We start from the raw sequence: 16,870 nt of genomic DNA on the forward strand, positions 1-16,870 counted from the left end.
CGTAGCCATAAGTGCCGCACCGGTGCTGTCCACAGTGCCGCACCTGTGGCTTGCCGATTACCCGTCGCGCAAGGCGCCCCAGACCGGACGCTTACGCTAACGCGACGCCCTCAGCCCCCTGAAAGGCAAAGTTGGAGGCCCGAGCCGGAATCGAACCGGCGTGCAAGGATTTGCAGTCTTAGGCGTAGGCCGCAGAAAACCGCCGTTCCTACGGCTCATGTTGCATCCGTGTTGCGCCGGGTTCCTCGGGCGCGAAGTTGCGAGCTGTTGTATATTGCTAGCCCACAGTTATGACCCGTGTCCGATAGAAGACTTCAAAGGCTTGTATCACCTCTAATGCTGCAAGCAGCCGGGCACGCCTTCCGTTTGCATCCGTTTCGTCCGCCGGCCGCGCTGCATCCAACTGGCGCAGCAGTGATGCCAACGCACTGCGCCTCGGGAGCACATCTTCGATCGCGTTTCGGATAGTTTTGGTAGCTCTAAGCGCTGCTTCTTCGAAGGTAAGCTTGGGTCCGGCAGCGATTGCTTGCTCGAGCATCGCGGGGAAATCTTCCCGCGGTATGATCTCAGGTTCAGAAAAGGCTTTCCCTGGTCCGTTGGCACTTTGGTAGGTGTAGCAGCCGTGGCTAGCTAGTTGTTGAGCACGAACGAAGTGAGCGTGATCCAGAATGGTGGCCTTTGTCGTACAACTCCATAACGTCGCGGCATCAAGGAAGTCAGGGCTGCAATAGCAGCCTAAGGCGCCCGACCCTGATCCATCGATAGCTGCCATCACCGCAAGTTGCTTTGGCTCCATCTCGTAACGGAAGTATGGTGCTTGCCAGTGCGGCCACTGCGCGGCCTTGCCCCCCGAAAGCCCCACGGGAGATTTGTACTGTACGAACAGGTTGAGCCTGAAAGGTGGAATCTTTGCAGCCGGCAAGGCCGCTAAGTTTGTCCAAACAGTGGCATTTACAGTGATGCCCAGATGCAACGGATGTGTTGGCGCTGCGCCAACCGCATGAGGTGCAACGTGCGGGCCGACAACCGCGACAAGATCATCGGCAGTAAGGAGGCAAGCGGCATCATAGCCGAGAGCGTTTTCGGCCACCCGCCCCGGGGTGGTGACGATGTTAGTCAATCGCCCGATCGCCCCGTCTACAAGCTGTTGGAAGGCATCTTCCTCGAATTGGCATTTGGAGGGCACGCGTTTTCCTCAGGGCTTATTGGTCCGAACGGATTGACTTGCATCCGTTAGGCGACAGAGCCACCAGCACCAAGCACGCCGGCTTCCAGCGCCGCCATCACCGCGGCATCTTCCTCATGAGCCGCGAACAGGTGGCCGTACACGTCGAAGGTTAGCGCAATCGAGGCGTGCCCCATCCACGTCTGCACCCGCTTTGGTGCAACCTTTTGCTCGATCCAGAGCGAAGCGGCAGCGTGGCGGAAGTCGTGCAGGCTGTAGAGCCCCTCGAGAACTGGCTGGCCCTCCGGATCCTTTAGAAGCTTGCCGTCCACCATCTTCGGCCTCGTGATGCCGGCAGCGATCTGCAGCGGCTCTTGGAAGCTCAGCACGAGATTGTTGTGGAAGATCGGAGTGCCCGCCGCGCTGGGGAACACGAGGTCCAGATCCGAGGGAGGACAGCGTAGCTTCCAGCGCTTCAGCTCGGTCACAACCGTCGATGGGATTGGAATGGTCCGGAAGCCAGAGGCGGACTTGGGCGGGCCGATAGTGTTCGACGGATCTGCGCGCCTGTTGATGGTGATCGTGCCGCGCTTCAGGTCTACATTCGACCAGGGCAGGGCACGCACTTCCGACGCGCGCAGTCCGGCAAACAGCAGCACCAGCACCAGTGGCTTGTCGATCGGTCGAGCGGCGCTCGTGCCGGCCGCGTCGATCAGCTGACGCATGTGCTGCTTCGTCGGCGGCACGACCTTGGCCTTGTCGCGCCCCGAGCGCTTTACGGTGATGCCTTGGGCTACGTTCTGGCCGACATATCCGACGCGGTGCGCCTCCTTCAGGAGGGAGGATAGCGAACGGAGAATCTTCGCCGCCATGGCGCGCGAGCGGCCGGTGTCGAGCAGCTGGTCCCGGTATTCCTCCACCATCGGCTTCGTGATCTGGCTGAGCCGGCGAGCGCCGAGAAGCGGATTGATGTGGAGCCGCAGGTGCTCGCGGTATGACTTGATCGTAGAAGGCTCCAAGTCCTCGCGCTCGGCGCGGGCGATCCAGTTCGCGCCCGCCTTCTCCACCGTGATACTCTGCGAGTCGGCGGTGTGGGTGCCTTGGCTAACTTCCCAGCTCGCCTTGGTCACGAAGGCGTCAGCGTCCTTCTTGCGGACGAACTGCTTTGCTCGACGCTTCCCTTGGGCGTCTTTGTAATCGACCAGCCAGGCGGTTTTTACCTCGCCCTTGGGCGTCGCCCATTCACGCTTCCGAACTGACATCGGTAGAGCCTCCCTTGGGTTCGCTGCTGGCTGCCTTCTCGTCTGTTAATAGCTGGCGATCGGCGACGTCTTCGGCGATCTCCGACGTAGCTATCGCTCCGAGTATCGTGAGTCGTGGCGGCGTGTCTCCGGACGGTGCTGATAGGAGTTCGTGCTTGATCAGTTCATGATACAAGTCGTCGATTTCGCCACCCCAGCGCAGCGCTTTACTTGCCGTCAGTAGGCCGCTCTTATCGTTCAGGTCCTCCGGCGTAAGGTCCGGCTTCGTCCAAATTGACACGGCAATATACCGCATGAACTGTTTGGCTGGTATCGAGAGCTGAGCAAAAGTTCCGACTGCCTCACGGGTCGGAATGGGACGGCCAAATCTCGGATCAGTCGTTCTAAATCTATGTATGTTTGCGCGCAGAAAATGATCTTTCTGCAGCGGCTCTTGAGTCATTAGATGTGCGGGTATCGTCCACTTAGGAGGTTCTGCGTCGAACAACTGAGTGAGGCCGCGCGCCCGATCGCTCTCCTTATCGATCTCTTCTTGGAGGCTAAGCCACAGAAGGTGCCGGGTGGAGAACTTGAGATCGTCACATAAGAGCGCAACAATATTGCCGACCAAGTTGATGCCGTTGATCACGATCATCCGGAGCCGTTGGCCCCTAACCCAGTGGTCATTATCAGCTATGAACTTAGTGAGTCGCTGCGTGTCGATGCGGAGGACGCGAGTTTGGTCGTACTCAGGCACATCGCCTTCCATCATTTCGCCAAGCTCTGATAACATGAGAAGCCAGTAAGGCTTATACTTATCTCCTTTCTTCAACGGACCGAACTGCATGGCCTGAGTGATGGTGAACTCAAGGCCAAGCAAGTTGGTCGAAATGATTCGTGCCGCTTTCTGCGGCGAAATTCCTACTTGAAGTAGCTCGACTGCAGCCGCGAGCTGGATAAGTTCGCTGAAAGAGAATGCGCCAGCCTTTCCACGCCCTGGCTTCAAGCGGCGGTGTGGGACCCCGTTCTTCTGCAGGAACTTCAATCTACCGCCAAACGCGACCCGCTTGTGATCAGCGATCCTGTTCTGGCGGGCCAGAACGGCTTCAACCTGCCCAAACGTAAACTCACCCATCTAATCACGCCTCTTTCTGTTTGTTCCAGTTTTGTGCCCGCTAGGGCTTGACGCCCCGCGTCACTTCGTGCGACTAGAACAACATCGTTCAACCACATCGGTAACCGACGGCATTGAACGGGAGTAAACGGAAAAGGATGCAACATGCAAGCACTTTCCGACGACCTGCTTGAAGGTGCGTCAGCTGCAGCGGCTTATCTCGGATTGAAGCCTCGGGCGGTTTACCGCCTCACCGAGGCAGGCGAGCTTCCCGTCATTCGCAAAGGCCGAAAGCTCTTCTACCGGAAGAGCGAGCTTGAGCGCGCGTTTCAGGTCGCTGGCTGATGGATGCGCCCACCATCACGTCGCTGCCGATCTCGCTTATTCGGCAGGATGGCGAGATGCAGCCTCGCGATCACATCAACCGGGATGTCTATCGCGGCTACGCCGAGGCCATGATTGAAGGGGCCGAGATGCCTCCGGTCACCGTGTTCTTCGACGGCACGACCAACTGGCTCGCGGATGGCTTTCATCGGCTGCAAGCGCACCATGTCCTAGGCCGCGAAGAAATTCTTGCCGAGGTTCACCAAGGCGATCGTCGTGCGGCGATCCTGCACTCGGTGGGCGCCAATGCCAGCCACGGCTACCAGCGCACGGACGACGACAAGCGCCGCGCTATCGTGACGCTCCTCAATGACCCTGAGTGGCGGGAATGGAGTGATCGGCAGATCGCGCGGCAGTGCCGGGTGTCTCACACTTTCGTCGCCAAGTGGCGGCCGACTGGCGTCACTGGTGGCGATGCCAGTGAGGTGCGGACCTTCATCGACAAGCATGGCAACGCTTCGCACATGCGCGTCGGCGCCATCGGCAAGACCAAGAAGGATCTGCCGCTGATTGCGGGCAAGCGTGCCGAGCGCCGCCCGCGCCCGGACGAAGCGGGACTGCAAAGCACCGTCGGCGTCGCACAGGCTGCGATGATCACCGGCCTAAGCGATCGGAACGTCAAGAGCCTGGCACGGGATGGGAAGATCAACGGCGCCGAGAAGGACGGCGGCTCTTGGTACTTCCCCGCCGCCACACTCGTGGCGCTGGTGCAGGAGGGCGCCGCCACCAGTGAGCAGGTACCGGCGGACGAGCCCGAGCCGGCCTACGACCACGAGGCCGGCGAGCTGCGCTTGGCAATCGTCGACACCCTGGATGCCATTGCGCGCTGGCCATCGGTCGAGGTGGCGCTTGCTGCCTGGGACGCAAGCATCGGCGCAGCGCCGGACGACGCAGTGATCATCAAAGCAGCCGAGTGGGTCGGCGGGTTCGCAGCCCACTGGCCCGCAGTTTCCGCACAGCGCGCCCATCGGATTGAACAAGCTCTTCAGGAGACCGAACGCCATGTCGCTTAACAAGATCGTAGCCGAGGCCATCGACGCGAATGAAAGCGCCGGGGTCATTAACCGGCACAACGCCATCAACCTTGCCGTCCCGAAAGTCCTCGCTGACGAGGAAATGACGGAAATGTGCGTCCGCAGCCATCTTTCGAAGGTGATGGCGAGCACCTGTAAGAAGCGCGCTCGCGAACTGGCTGCAACAAGCGCAGCCCAGTCGAGCCTGTTCGGCCTGCATGACGCGCATGTGCTCGACCATGGTGAGGGCATCATCAAGCGCACGGAAGCACTGACGCGCGACGAGTTTCGCGGGATCATCCGCGTCCGCCAGGAGCAGGTGACTGCCGATATGGCCTACCTGAAGCGGCTCCGTGATGCCGAGCTTGAGACGCGCGCGATCTGGGATCGCAATCCAAACTGGACATGGGGTCAGGTCGAGGCCGCGTACGCGCGCAAAGACGCGAAGGCGGCCTGATCATGGGGGAGGTTCACATGCTTCACAAAGACATGGCCGACGTGATCGAGGCCGCACTCTCGGGCGCGCCCATCGCACCGCGCAAGCACTGGGACAAGCCGCTCGGCATGCCCCCCTCGATCGAGAACCGCAGTCCTGATGAGCTGAATATCGACGACGCCTACCAGCGCAGCATCGACACCGGGCCGAGCCGTGCACTGATCCAGAAGATCGCGAAGGGATGGGACTGGCGCATGTGCTTGCCGCTGGTCGTCTCGAAGCGCGAAGATGGATCGCTTTGGGTGTTGGACGGGCAGCACCGCCTTGCGGCAGCCAAGGTACGCGGCGACATCCCATACCTTCCCTGCTGTGTGAGTGTGTACGGCGGAATCCAGGCCGAGGCGGCGATGTTCGTTGCCATGAACCGCGCGCGGCGCGCCATCAATCGCCTCGACGACTTCCACGCTGCAATCGCTGGCGGGGATAATGACGCGCTCATCGTCGCGCAGATGATCGAGTCAGTCGGCTTCACGGTCTCGCGCAAGACTGGCTCCGCTGCATGGGCACCGGGCGAGGTCGCATTCACGTCGGCGATCAACTCAACCCGACGGAAGCATGGCGAGCGGATTTGCCGAGTTGCCCTTGAGATGATGGCCCAAGCCTTCCCTGGCCAACGATTGTCTGCCGGTTCATCGATCTTCACCGCCCTCTGCCGGATGATGGTGAATCCAGCCAAGCCGCTGGATCAGGCTCGCTTGGCGAAGGCGGTCCAAGCGTTCGACATGGCAGGGTGGTCGAGCTTTCTTTCTGCGATCAAGGGCGGCGACACCCGCGCGCAGCGCCTGCGCGAAGTGCTTCTGCTTGCCTATGACGACACCGAGGCCGCTCAGGCGTGAGCAAGCGCGGTGAGAGCCTAGAACACTGGAAGCAGTGTCAGCGTGAACGTTGGTTCTCCGAAGGTTTCAAAGCCGCTCGAGAGCAGGCCGCCAAGGTGATCCTTGTCATCGCTGAAAACGAGGACTGGCGACCGGAGGATGCGCGGATTGCGGGCCTCAAGGCGGGCAGGGTCGTTCGCATGCTGAAGCGTGCTGCTGAGCATGTTCGCAACATGCCCCGGACCAAGCTCCAACCGACAGACGATCGGGTTGCCGAGGTAGAGCGGGAGGCGAATTGACGCATGGGGTCTCCCGCCAAGCTGCTTCCTGAAAGCGAGTTCCGCGATTTCGTAGAGCGGGCACGTGATAGGCATCTGCTCTCCCACATCGTGGGCCGTCATACCGAACTGAAGAAACGCGGCGCGCGCGAGTTGGTCGGCCTCTGCCCATTCCACAGCGAGCGCACACCCAGCTTTGAAGTGAATGACGGCAAGGGCACCTATCATTGTCACGGCTGCGGTAAGGGCGGCGACGCCATCACGTTCCTCGTCGAGCAAGAAGGTATGCGCTTTCGCGAAGCGGTCGAGGTGCTGCTTGGCGAGGAGTTCCCGGTCATCTCCGAAGAGGAGCGTGCGCAGCGCAAGGCCGAAGATGAAGCCATGCTGCGAGCGCGGGTGGATCTCGCGAGAGAGATGTGGAGCCGATCTGTTCCGGCACCCGGCACCCTCGCCGAGGTCTATGCGCGCTCGCGTGGCATTACGGCCCCACTGCCAGCCACCATCCGGTTCGGCGGCATTCCCCGATACATCAATCTGCAAACTGGCGAGGTCGGGCGGGAGTATCCGGCGGTGGTGTGCGCCCTGCAGGATGCCGCCGGCGCCGTCACCGGGGTGCAGAACATCTACCTGCGAGCGGACGGCGCGGGGAAATACGAGAGCCCGCGCGGAGGTAAGGCCAAATTGACCTTCGGCTCTATTGTGGGATCCGCCATGCGCCTCGGGCCGGTCGCTTCGCACATCGTCGCTGTCGAGGGGCCGGAAGACGGGTGGACGCTTATGCAGCGCCTTCCCGACAAGTCGGTCTGGGCAGCTTGCGGCACAGCGCTGCTGTCCCGCATCGATTGGCCGGCAGAAGTGCAATCGGTCTGCTTCGCTGGCGACAACAATGCTGCTGGTAGAAAGGCGGTGGAAGAGGCGCGCGACGCCGCACTAGCCCGTGGCCTGCGGCCGGGCTCAGCTTTCCCGCCGGAAGCCTACAAGGACTGGAACGATGAGCTGCGGGGTGTCGCCGCATGACGTTTCAAGCCGACTCGCGAGATTTCGACCCGGTTGGCGAAATCGTGGGCCAACCGATCGAGTTCCGACCATCGGTCGGCGATCCGGAGGATTATCCGCTTCAAGTGCTCCCGGCGCGCCTCGCGGACTGCATTCGGGGCCTCGCCGACACGGTGCAGCTTCCCGTCTCGATTGCAGCCCAAGCGATCCTCGGCGCCTGCGCGCTGGTGACGCAAACTCGTATCGATGTTGAGATGCCCACCGGCGAGATCATTCCGACGTCCCTGTTCCTCTTCACGGTGGCTGCGAGCGGTGATCGCAAGTCGAGTTGCGACAAGAAAGCGCTCGGGCCTGTGTACCGGCGCGAAAAGGAACTGCGGGAGGGATTCGAGGAGAAGCAGCAAAGTTTCACGATCGCGAAGGCCGCTTACGAACAGGCGGCTAAGACGGCCAAGGCGGGAAAGAAGAACAGGGCAGAGATCCAGTCGGCTTTGCAGGCATGCGGAAAGCCGCCAACTCCACCGGCACTACCCATGCTTCTGGTGGAAGAGCCGACAACCGAGGGGATCGTGAAGCTCCTTGACGAAGCGTACCCGTCGATCGGGTTGTTCTCGGACGAGGGCGCAGCGTTCCTCGGCGGCTATTCCATGCAGGACGAGCAACAGGCGAAGACCGGAGCGGTGCTGTCGCAGCTGTGGGATGGCAAGCCGATCAAGCGGGTGCGCGGCACCGATGTCACCAAGATCCTCGACGGGCGCCGCATGTCGCTGCACCTGATGGTGCAGCCCGGCGTGGCGATGAAGCTGTTCGGCAATAAGGCACTGCGCGACCAGGGCATGATGAGCCGCATGCTCATCACCTTCCCCAAGAGCATGAAGGGCCAGCGCCTATGGCGCGAGCCGACGCAAGAGGCGCTGGACGCGATCTCAGCCTACCAGTCCCGACTTACCAACCTGTTGCAAGGCCTGTTCTCACGAATGGATCCGGAGACACGCACGTTGGAGTTTTCGACGGTGCGGCTTCAACCCGAGGCGCGCTCCATGTGGATCCAGTTCAGCGATCACTTGGAGCGACAGCAGGGGCCAGATGGGGATCTCGCCGAGGTTAGCGACTTGGCGTCGAAGATGGCCCAACACGCGCTGCGGCTCGCCGCTGTGATCTCGTATTACCAATCAGGGGAAAACACGGCGAGGGAGGGCATATCTGCCGATGCTATGACCGCCGGGATCGCCTTGGGTGAGTTCTACCTCTCCGAGGCTCTACGTCTCTTCAATGCGGGCGCAGTCGACGCCGCCTCGGACAACGCTCAGGTACTTATCGAGTTCATCCGCAAGGAGCGTCTGGAGAAGGTGGGTAAGCGCTGGCTTAGCCAGAATGCACCCAAGAATGTTCGCCCGCACACCGTGCTCAAGCAGGCGCTGGAGTTGGCTGTTGATGCGGGCCACCTCGTCCTGATTGCAGGCGGCGCCGACTTCATGGCGCGGGGGAAAAAACAGAAGTTCGAACGGAACGCCTACACCGTGGTCTATCCGGATGACGGTCGATGACCTTTCAGCGCTTCAACGCCTCCGCAGCTGATCGGACCGAGCAGCCACAGGAACCGCCACCTTCGCTTCCGCGAGCCCTCGATCAGCGCCTCGCCGACGCTCAATCGGCAATAGACGCATTGGAATGCCAGGCGCAGCCACACGGCCTTTCTGAAGCTCGTTGGTATGAGCTGCTGAAGGATTTGCGCCATGTCAGCGATCAGTGGCTCGATCTCGGACTCGGCTGCGGTTGGTCGCTGCTGGATCTTTTCGGCTGCCCTCCGACACTGTCGGGCCGTGTCGGGCTGATGGGGGTCGTTGTGCTCCTGCGAGGCCGCTCGATCGAAAGCATAGATCAAGATCGCATCGTGATCGCCAACCGGCTCGGCCCCCCGAATGTATTCTACCGCCAATCGCCGGGCGTGTCCGTCCCCTTCGATCGATCGGGCGCGCGCCTGGTCTGGGACATTCTTAATCAAGGTGAGAAGGAATGATTGTAGCAGCTGTAGCAAGTGTAGCAGTATCCCCCGAAAAGGGCGGTTTTCTGCGGGTCCAGCCCTGCTGTAGCTACAGTGGTGCAACAGTAGCTGCTACACTTCCGTGTTTGTCGTCAGCGACTGTCAGTGACCCATTCCCACGTAGTCTAAGAACGGCAGAGTTCTGCCATTCAGCAGCAGGGGCGCCTGAACGCCTTGTGCGTGTAAATCGGGGTGGCGGTGGGGGGTCACCCTCTCCGGCTTCGCCGTCGAGAGGGTGCCCAACCCGTCAAGACCGCCTTGGGGGTGCAGAGCAAGGTAGTTGCGATGAAGTGGGAATATCCTGGGGCGAGTTGAAGCTGTGAGGGGGTCTCTCACCCGCTTCTCGGCGCTGATGCAGGAGCCCGACCCGGCTAACGCCCGCCGGGCGGCTCGAGAGGCGTGGCACTCGCACGGGCTGATCCTGATCAATCCCGAATGGCTGAATGGCTGGGCTGATCGGTGCCAGGCCGAACTCCTGGCCGAGAAGTGTCATGGCAAGCGGAAGGTACAATCGTGAGCGGCGACCCATCGCGCCGCCCTTCGAACGAGCGGGTGCGCGTCAACGTGTCGCTCGACGCCGAGGTATGGATCGAATGCACCGCGTGCCTCGGAGATGGCTGGACGCTCAACGGACGGTTCTACCAGCCCCGCGACGCCCGCAAGCTCACATGCCAGCGCTGCAAGGGTCACGGCGCCGAGCGCGTCCTCGCCATCCACCGTCATCCGAATAGCCGCATCATCCCTGGGCCGACTGGCTGGGCCGCAACCAAGAGTGGGAGCTGAACAATGGGACGTCCGAAGAAGCCCGATCCGCTCGAGCAGGCGCAGCGCCTGGCGGCAGTCAAGATCATGGTCCGAGACATGGCTGGTGCCATGCCGACCATGGCCAGAGACTTGCGGCGCAACGCCTGTGAGACGCTCGACGACATCATCGGGGAACTGACGGCGCCGGCTCGCGCGAAGGCGGCAAAGGAACTCCGGAACAATCTCATCAGCGAAGGGGCACAGTAAAATGGGTGGCAACAGGAAGCGGACTGGCGCCAAGAAGGTAGCTGCGAACGCGGGTCAGATGCCGATTGATGAATTGGTAGAGGGTCCGACGCCCGAACAGTCCGATCGGGTCAATTACCAGAAAACCACTCACACAGATGAGATGGGCGCGAAGGTGGGGTTCGGCTACAGGCGCGAGCCATGGTTCGAGACGCTCAACCGGGCGAGCGCTAACGCGATCACCCGAGATGAGCTGCTGGCGCTACGGTTCTACCGGGCTGCCTTCGATCGTTGCGAACGGTCGCCGACCAAGAGCTGCTTGAACGTTGGCGTAGGTGGCGGCCTTCGCGATCCGGGTAGCTCGATCGTCAGCTCAACACCCGCTATTGTCGAGGCCAGGCGCAAGGTGCGGCTTTGCGAGTCTGTGCTGGGCTCGTGGCTGGTCACAGTGCGTGCGGTTGCCCTTCAGGATCGTTCGTTTAGCGACATCGCGATCGAGCGGTTCGGCGGCCGGAAGCAGGACTGGATCATCGTCGACGAGCCCGTGCTGAAGGACGGAAGACCTGTAAAGGTCGGCGGCAAGGTGCTGACGGCACCGGTCACCCGCGAGAAGATTGTGCCCCGCTCCGGGCGCCATCGTGAGACAATCCGCCAAGAGTTCTACGCAGGGCTGCGGCTGCTGACAAAGCAGGTTCGGACGCTCGTATCGACACCGGGTATCGAAGAGATCTGGGTCGAGCCTGGCGTGAGATCAGCTAGCATCCGCCGCGGTGTAGCTGCTCCCAATGGTCTCTATCGGCTGTGGGGGAACTCGGATCGCATCGACGACGTGCTGAGCCGCCTGCGGGCGAAGCACGGCGACGGCCTCGACTTCGCGACGCCGGCTGACGCGCGGACGGCATTGGACGAGGCTGACGGCGGGATGCTGTTGCGGCTGAGCGAACAGGAGCTGTCGCGGTGATCGAAAGGGCGATCACGCCCCTAATGTTGCTACTCAGCTCAGGTGTCGACGGGCAAAGAATTGCACGCTTTAGGGACGGTGTCATGCGAGCGCAGGGTGATGACGTATCCACTGCGTTCAACCGGCGCGACTTCGAAAGAGAAATACGTTCTGAACGAGATGGTGCCCAAGGTCTCATACTCGAGGTATCCAAAAACATGGACTGGGTACTCCGGCAGCCGCCACATCGGGAGGGGCTTGATCTCAGTCGGCTCACCCACGGGGATCAGCTGCGGCGGCTGGTGATACCCTCGATCGAGGCACCCTTCCGTGTATATCGGGCCGGTTCCGACGGTCCAACGTGCATCAGTTATCCGGCCATGACTTCGCCCATAATTGATAAGGGTAAGCGCGAGCTCAAAGTCATCGACCGCATGTGGGTCGGATCTTGCGCGGAAATCGGCGTCATGAACCTTGATGACCGCCCGCTCAGTCGCGATGAAAGCTTGATGCGTATCTTGTGCGGCTTTCGACCCAGCTGCTGCCTCGTCAGCACTCCGCTTGGTCTCGTCCGCAGCGCGCTTCGCGTAGACAGCTGCTGCGCTCGCCGCAGCGAGCGTGAAGGTCCCGATAATGCTTCCTACGATGCCGAAAAGCCAAGAGGCTTCGGCACTGCTCTGAGCGGCATCCGCCGCCTTCCACTGGGCGCAAAGATCGGAGTGTCGGTCGTCTGTTCCTTGCTTGCATGGCTTATCCAAGCGCGCGCTGTCATCCTTGTTTTGGACGGACGTTGGTCGCTGCGGCAAGGTGCTCTTCAGCTGCTGCTGACGTTGCCGCTGTTGATCGGGCCGGGCATTCTTTGGTGGCGCAGCAGCACATAGGGCGCCGGCCGCCAATGTGACCGCAAGTATTCGGTACGCGCTGCCCATGCGAATCAAGCCCCCTGCAAGGTTGTCTCTGAAGCAGTGCTAAGAGTCTACCGGCCAACATGCGGCTAGGGCTTGCGCCGGGGCAGCGCATGTGTGTATATCACCAGCATCTTGAGTTGCGCCCACCCAAGCGCGTGTAGCAGCCCGCCCGAACACGGCGGGTTTTTTCATGGTTATCGCGGAGGCGGACATGCAGCGCTTCTGCTCGCGGGCATTGGCCGCGCTGTTCTTCCTCGCAATGGAAGCGGTCACGAATTGGCTGCTGCTATCGGCCGCGGAGTCATTCATCAGATGGGACTGGGCCGTCATCCACGACGCCGCACTCGGCCGAGCGATCTGGCTGCTGTTCATAGCCATCGGGGCGAAGGCCGCTATGCGGCGTGCAATGGAGATAGCTAACCGGCACATACGGAAGACGGCCAATGCCCAGCCGTCCCCCACCGCTTAAGCAGCGGCCCCGGCAGAAAGCCTGGTCCACCACACACAAGAGCAGGCAAGAGCGCGGATACGGGCGGGCGCATGAGTTGATGAGGGAGCAGGTGCTGGCTGATGAGCCACTGTGCAGGCCATGCGCCAAGCAGGGCCGAGTGACGCAGGCCACCATAGCCGACCACATCAAGCCCAAGGCTGAAGGCGGCACCGACGACCGCGAGAACTACCAGCCCATCTGCGATCTCTGCCACGTCTTGAAGACGGCGGCTGAGGCGAAGCGGGCTAAGGCGAGGAAGGCGTGATGAGTGAGGGCGGAGCATCCGCTCCATCGCGTCGGCTGTCACTGGAAACGGTTGCCAGTGCCGCCCCAGGGGTAGGGTGGGTCTAAAGTCACAGGGCATTCGCCTCAGGACCGTTGGGTCAGGTCTTTTTTTGCACGTGCGATTTGAACTTCTGGGTCGCTAAAGAATTCGGAGACCCGCAATGCAACGAGGCCGGAAAGCCGAAACGCCTTCAAGCAAGCTGGCACGCGGCACCTTTCAGCCGGTGCGCGATGGCGGCAAAACCGAGATCATCGTCCCTGGTGATCCGCCGATGCGGCCGGACTACCTGACGGCCGACGCGATCGATGTCTGGCAGGAGGTTCTTGGGCGGGTGATGGCCGCCGGGGTGACCGAAGTCGATAGTGCACTGCTTGCCCGGTATTGCTCGCTCGAAGCGCTGGTGCGCAAGGCGTTCAAGGCCGACGAAGAGCCACCTCCAGCGGCATACCTGACAGTCTTGCGCCAGTACGAAGAACTGCTGCGCATCGCCGGCCCAAAGAGCCGCGTAGGAAGCGGAGGTGGCGCTGATGCCGCGAAGTCCGGCAACCCGTTTAAGCGCAACGGACACGGGGCACGCTAAGGATTACGCTGCGATCGCGCTGGCGTACGCGAAAGCGGCAGCCGGCGACAAGAAGCAGAACCGCCATTGCAAGTGGGTCCGGCTGGCAGCGCAGCGGCACCTCGACGATCTGAAACGCGCCAAGAACAAGACCTGGGGCTATTACTTCGATCCGTGGCACGCAAATGACGTCTGCGACTTCGCCGAGAAGCTGCCGCACGTAGAGGGCGTTTGGGACACGCCGACGATCACGCTGGAGCCGTTTCAGGTATTCGTGCTTGCGATGGTGTTCGGGTGGCGCCGGCACGACACGGGCGGACGCCGGTTCACTTCGGTCTACGAAGAGGTAGCACGCAAGAACGCGAAGTCGACAAAGACGGCGCTGGTGTCGCTCTACTGCCTCGCTTGTGAGAACGAGCCAGGTCCGCAGGTGCTGACAGCGGCGACCACGTTCGACCAAGCCAGGAAGGTGTTCAATCCGGCCAAGCGCATGGTCGAGAAGATGCCCGATCTACAGGAGGCATTCGGGCTTACTCCCTGGGCCAAGTCGATCACCTGCGCGGACAACGGCGGCTACATGCAGCCGATGCACGCGAAGGCGAAAAGCCAGGACGGGCACAACCCGCATCTGGTGACGATGGACGAGCTGCACGCTCACTCCGATCGAGGCCTTTTCGATGTCATGAACTCGGCATTCGGTGCGCGGCGCAATCCGCTCATGTGGATCATCACGACCGCCGGCTTCAATCTGCATGGCGTTTGCTACGAGCAGCGCACGATGGCGACCAAGGTGCTGGAGCGCACGGTCACCGCCGAGCACATTTTCGCGATCATCTTCACACTGGATCGCGCCGAGGACTACGGCGACGATCGCAAGGTCGGCGACGACCCGTACGACGCCAGCAAGTGGATCAAGGCGAACCCGCTGATGGAGGCCTCGCGGCCTCTGCGCGACGAGGTCGCCAAGCGCGCGATCGAGGCGAAGGCGAGCCCGGCTGCCGAGGGCGAATTCAAGACGAAGCACCTGAATATCTGGCTGGGCGCCGCATCGGCCTGGCTGAACGTCACGCAGTGGCTGCTCTGCTCCGATGACACGCTGACGCTCGACGACTTCGCCGGGCTCGACTGCTACATCGGCGCCGACCTTTCGAACGTGGACGATCTCTCGGCAATTGTGCTCGCGGCCGAGACGCCGAGCGGACAGTTGCTGGTGAAGACGTGGTTCTACGTGCCGGAAGCGCGCCTCGGAAGCGTCGACAACTCGCTTAAGCAGGTGACGGCGCTCTACAAGCAGTGGGTTGCCGAGGGGGCGCTGATCGCGACCCCCGGCGACTTCATCGACCACCGCGTCATCGAGCAGCAGATCCGGGACCTGAAGGACGCTCTGGCCGTGCGTCGCGCCACCTTCGACCAGTGGAACAGCGGTCTCGCGATGGCCTCGCGGCTGAACGAGGATCTGGACGACGGTACCGGCTTCGCAGTGCAGCTGGCCAAGAACGCCAAGAACGTCACCGACCCGGCAAAGGCCATCGAGGCCCGGGTCAAGGCCGGGCCATCCCGGCTTCGCCACGACGGCAATCCCGTCATGAAATGGATGATCGGCAACGCGGTGGTCGACCGGCGCACGGACGGCAGCATCCTTCCCAAGAAGGAAACCGCGAACAGTCCGAACAAGATCGACGGGGTAGACGGCATGATCAACGCGACCGCCCCGATGATGCAGCCGGACAATGACGACGGCGCGCTCGACGACTTCATCGCGCAGCACAAGAAGGCTGCTGCCTGATGGGCATCGGAACCTGGGTGGGGTCCACCGTCCGGTGGATCGCCACCGGTGAGAGCGGCAAGCTGAGCGGCGCGCCTGAGGACGAACCGACCCGCCGCGCGCTCGCGTACGGCGCCGGCATCGATAGCGCCGGTCAGACTGTGAACGAGAAGACCACGCTGGGGCTCCCTGCTGCTTGGGCATGCGTCCGTCTGAAGTCCGGCGTGGTCGGTTCGATGGGCATGGGCGTGTTCGAGAAGGCAGCCGATGGTAGCCGGAAGGCGCGGTCGGACCATTGGCTTTATGATCTGGTGCACGAGGAGCCGAACCGCGATCAGACCGCCGCGGAATTCTGGTCCGGTCAGGTTGCCGCGATGGATCTGTGGGGCAATGCCTACGCCGAGAAGGAGACGCTGGGCTCGCGTGTCACCGCGTTAACGCCGCTTCCTCCGCACCTGGTGCAGGTCACCCGGAACCGGGCTGGCGAGCGCGTCTATCTGTATGCGGACCGTGGCAAGACCGAGACGCTGCCGTCGGAGAAGATCTTCCATCTGCGCGGGCTCACGCTAGGCGGCGACGTCGGCCTCTCTGCGATCGAGTACGGCCGGCGCACGCTCGGCGGTGCGATGGCGGCGAACAAGACGGCGGCAGACACCTTCCGCAGCGGGCTCCAGCTCGCCGGCTTCATGGAGACCGCCGGCACCAAACTATCGCCTGAACAGCGCGCCGACCTGATCGCCATCTTCGATGCTTTTACCGGCGACGCCATGCGCGGCCGGATCGTGCCGCTCGAGAAGGACTTCAAGTTCGCGCCGCTCAAAATGAATCCTGCAGAGGTCCAGCTGCTGGAGTCTCGCGCGTGGGACATTGAAGAGATTTGCCGCTGGTTCGACATGCTTCCCATGCTGATCGGGCACGCGGCCAAGGGTCAGACCATGTGGGGTAGCGGCATCGAGCAGCTGCTCCTCGGCTGGCAGACACTTAAGCTGAACCCGCTGCTGACGAACATCCAGCAGGCTGTGAAAAAGCAGCTGCTGCCGATGGCCGAGCGCAAGAGAATCTATCCCGAGATCAACCGCGAAGCCCTGATGGCAGCCGACAGCGCGGCGCGCGCGGCGCTCTACTCAGCATTTGGCCAGAACGGGGTCATGTCGCGCGAGGAAATGCGCGCGAAGGAGAACATGCCGGAGAAGCCGACCGCCGGCTTCCTTACCGTTCAGTCCAACCTGGTCGCGCTTGACCAGCTCGGCGCTGTCAACGCGCCGGAGCAGGGCGCACGCGCGGCGCTGATGAACCTGCTGTTCGGCGGCGATGCCGAGGCGATGATCGACGCACGCGTGAAAGCACTGATGGGCCAAGATGCCGGCCCTCGTCTGGAGGAATGAC

21 protein-coding genes are annotated in these 16,870 nt (G+C 62.1%); 17 read left to right on the forward strand and 4 right to left on the reverse strand.

Going from position 1 to position 16,870, the window contains the following annotated elements; translation table 11 throughout:
- Positions 1-277 precede the first annotated feature (277 nt).
- From HNO88_RS02325 to HNO88_RS02335, 3 genes are read right to left on the reverse strand one after another with little or no spacing between them, the layout of a single operon-like run.
- Positions 278-1,186 carry a hypothetical protein gene (locus HNO88_RS02325; RefSeq protein ID WP_221419799.1) on the reverse strand — a complete coding sequence of 303 codons (909 nt, stop codon included), beginning with the start codon at positions 1,184-1,186 and terminating at the stop codon, positions 278-280.
- 47 nt (positions 1,187-1,233) lie between these two features.
- A complete protein-coding gene (locus HNO88_RS02330; RefSeq protein ID WP_184242436.1) occupies positions 1,234-2,427 on the reverse strand; it encodes a tyrosine-type recombinase/integrase in 1,194 nt (397 codons plus the stop codon).
- Positions 2,408-3,541: a hypothetical protein gene (locus tag HNO88_RS02335; RefSeq protein WP_184242438.1), complete on the reverse strand. Its 1,134-nt coding sequence runs from the start codon at positions 3,539-3,541 to the stop codon at positions 2,408-2,410. The genes HNO88_RS02330 and HNO88_RS02335 overlap by 20 nt, the downstream gene beginning before the upstream one ends.
- Positions 3,542-3,685: 144 nt before the next feature.
- Between HNO88_RS02335 and HNO88_RS02340 the strand changes: the two genes are divergently transcribed.
- The 12 genes from HNO88_RS02340 to HNO88_RS02395 all read left to right on the forward strand — a co-directional run bounded on the left by HNO88_RS02340 (position 3,686) and on the right by HNO88_RS02395 (position 11,497).
- Positions 3,686-3,865, forward strand: coding sequence for a helix-turn-helix domain-containing protein (locus HNO88_RS02340; protein WP_184242440.1), 180 nt, complete (start codon positions 3,686-3,688; stop codon positions 3,863-3,865).
- Positions 3,865-4,917, forward strand: coding sequence for a ParB N-terminal domain-containing protein (locus tag HNO88_RS02345; RefSeq protein ID WP_184242443.1), 1,053 nt, complete (start codon positions 3,865-3,867; stop codon positions 4,915-4,917). The genes HNO88_RS02340 and HNO88_RS02345 overlap by 1 nt, the downstream gene beginning before the upstream one ends.
- A complete protein-coding gene (locus HNO88_RS02350; RefSeq protein ID WP_184242445.1) occupies positions 4,907-5,374 on the forward strand; it encodes a hypothetical protein in 468 nt (155 codons plus the stop codon). The genes HNO88_RS02345 and HNO88_RS02350 overlap by 11 nt, the downstream gene beginning before the upstream one ends.
- Positions 5,375-5,391: 17 nt before the next feature.
- The gene (locus HNO88_RS02355; RefSeq protein ID WP_184242447.1) at positions 5,392-6,249 is read left to right on the forward strand and encodes a DUF6551 family protein; all 858 of its coding nucleotides are present in this window, start codon (positions 5,392-5,394) and stop codon (positions 6,247-6,249) included.
- Positions 6,246-6,527 carry a hypothetical protein gene (locus HNO88_RS02360; protein WP_184242449.1) on the forward strand — a complete coding sequence of 94 codons (282 nt, stop codon included), beginning with the start codon at positions 6,246-6,248 and terminating at the stop codon, positions 6,525-6,527. The genes HNO88_RS02355 and HNO88_RS02360 overlap by 4 nt, the downstream gene beginning before the upstream one ends.
- Before the next feature lie 3 nt (positions 6,528-6,530).
- Positions 6,531-7,523, forward strand: a complete 993-nt coding sequence (locus HNO88_RS02365) for a CHC2 zinc finger domain-containing protein (protein ID WP_184242451.1) — start codon at positions 6,531-6,533, stop codon at positions 7,521-7,523.
- Positions 7,520-9,049: a YfjI family protein gene (locus HNO88_RS02370; RefSeq protein WP_184242453.1), complete on the forward strand. Its 1,530-nt coding sequence runs from the start codon at positions 7,520-7,522 to the stop codon at positions 9,047-9,049. The genes HNO88_RS02365 and HNO88_RS02370 overlap by 4 nt, the downstream gene beginning before the upstream one ends.
- On the forward strand, positions 9,046-9,522 hold the full coding sequence (locus HNO88_RS02375) for a hypothetical protein (RefSeq protein WP_184242455.1): 477 nt from the start codon (positions 9,046-9,048) through the stop codon (positions 9,520-9,522). The genes HNO88_RS02370 and HNO88_RS02375 overlap by 4 nt, the downstream gene beginning before the upstream one ends.
- 343 nt (positions 9,523-9,865) lie before the next feature.
- Positions 9,866-10,063 carry a hypothetical protein gene (locus tag HNO88_RS02380; protein WP_246381173.1) on the forward strand — a complete coding sequence of 66 codons (198 nt, stop codon included), beginning with the start codon at positions 9,866-9,868 and terminating at the stop codon, positions 10,061-10,063.
- Positions 10,060-10,329, forward strand: coding sequence for a hypothetical protein (locus HNO88_RS02385; protein ID WP_184242457.1), 270 nt, complete (start codon positions 10,060-10,062; stop codon positions 10,327-10,329). Before HNO88_RS02380 ends, HNO88_RS02385 begins: the two co-directional genes overlap by 4 nt.
- A gap of 3 nt (positions 10,330-10,332) precedes the next feature.
- A complete protein-coding gene (locus tag HNO88_RS02390; RefSeq protein ID WP_184242459.1) occupies positions 10,333-10,557 on the forward strand; it encodes a hypothetical protein in 225 nt (74 codons plus the stop codon).
- 58 nt (positions 10,558-10,615) lie between these two features.
- Positions 10,616-11,497 (forward strand): hypothetical protein, encoded by an 882-nt coding sequence (locus HNO88_RS02395; RefSeq protein ID WP_184242461.1) that lies wholly within the window; start codon positions 10,616-10,618, stop codon positions 11,495-11,497.
- Between the two features lie 38 nt (positions 11,498-11,535).
- Here HNO88_RS02395 and HNO88_RS02400 read toward each other — a convergent pair whose 3' ends face one another.
- On the reverse strand, positions 11,536-12,414 hold the full coding sequence (locus tag HNO88_RS02400) for a hypothetical protein (protein ID WP_184242463.1): 879 nt from the start codon (positions 12,412-12,414) through the stop codon (positions 11,536-11,538).
- 160 nt (positions 12,415-12,574) lie between these two features.
- On the opposite strand from HNO88_RS02400, the gene HNO88_RS02405 reads away from it, so the two are divergent.
- The 5 genes from HNO88_RS02405 to HNO88_RS02425 all read left to right on the forward strand — a co-directional run bounded on the left by HNO88_RS02405 (position 12,575) and on the right by HNO88_RS02425 (position 16,869).
- Positions 12,575-12,853 carry a hypothetical protein gene (locus HNO88_RS02405; protein WP_184242465.1) on the forward strand — a complete coding sequence of 93 codons (279 nt, stop codon included), beginning with the start codon at positions 12,575-12,577 and terminating at the stop codon, positions 12,851-12,853.
- 79 nt (positions 12,854-12,932) lie between these two features.
- Positions 12,933-13,139: an HNH endonuclease gene (locus HNO88_RS02410; protein WP_246381128.1), complete on the forward strand. Its 207-nt coding sequence runs from the start codon at positions 12,933-12,935 to the stop codon at positions 13,137-13,139.
- Between the two features lie 181 nt (positions 13,140-13,320).
- Positions 13,321-13,740, forward strand: coding sequence for a hypothetical protein (locus tag HNO88_RS02415; RefSeq protein WP_184242468.1), 420 nt, complete (start codon positions 13,321-13,323; stop codon positions 13,738-13,740).
- Positions 13,688-15,505, forward strand: coding sequence for a terminase large subunit (locus tag HNO88_RS02420; protein ID WP_184242470.1), 1,818 nt, complete (start codon positions 13,688-13,690; stop codon positions 15,503-15,505). The genes HNO88_RS02415 and HNO88_RS02420 overlap by 53 nt, the downstream gene beginning before the upstream one ends.
- Entirely contained in the window at positions 15,505-16,869 is a 1,365-nt protein-coding gene (locus HNO88_RS02425; protein WP_184242473.1) for a phage portal protein, read from the forward strand. Before HNO88_RS02420 ends, HNO88_RS02425 begins: the two co-directional genes overlap by 1 nt.
- Position 16,870: the final 1 nt, after the last annotated feature.

Source organism: Novosphingobium chloroacetimidivorans, from assembly GCF_014204535.1.
Classification (GTDB): Bacteria; Pseudomonadota; Alphaproteobacteria; order Sphingomonadales; family Sphingomonadaceae; genus Novosphingobium; species Novosphingobium chloroacetimidivorans.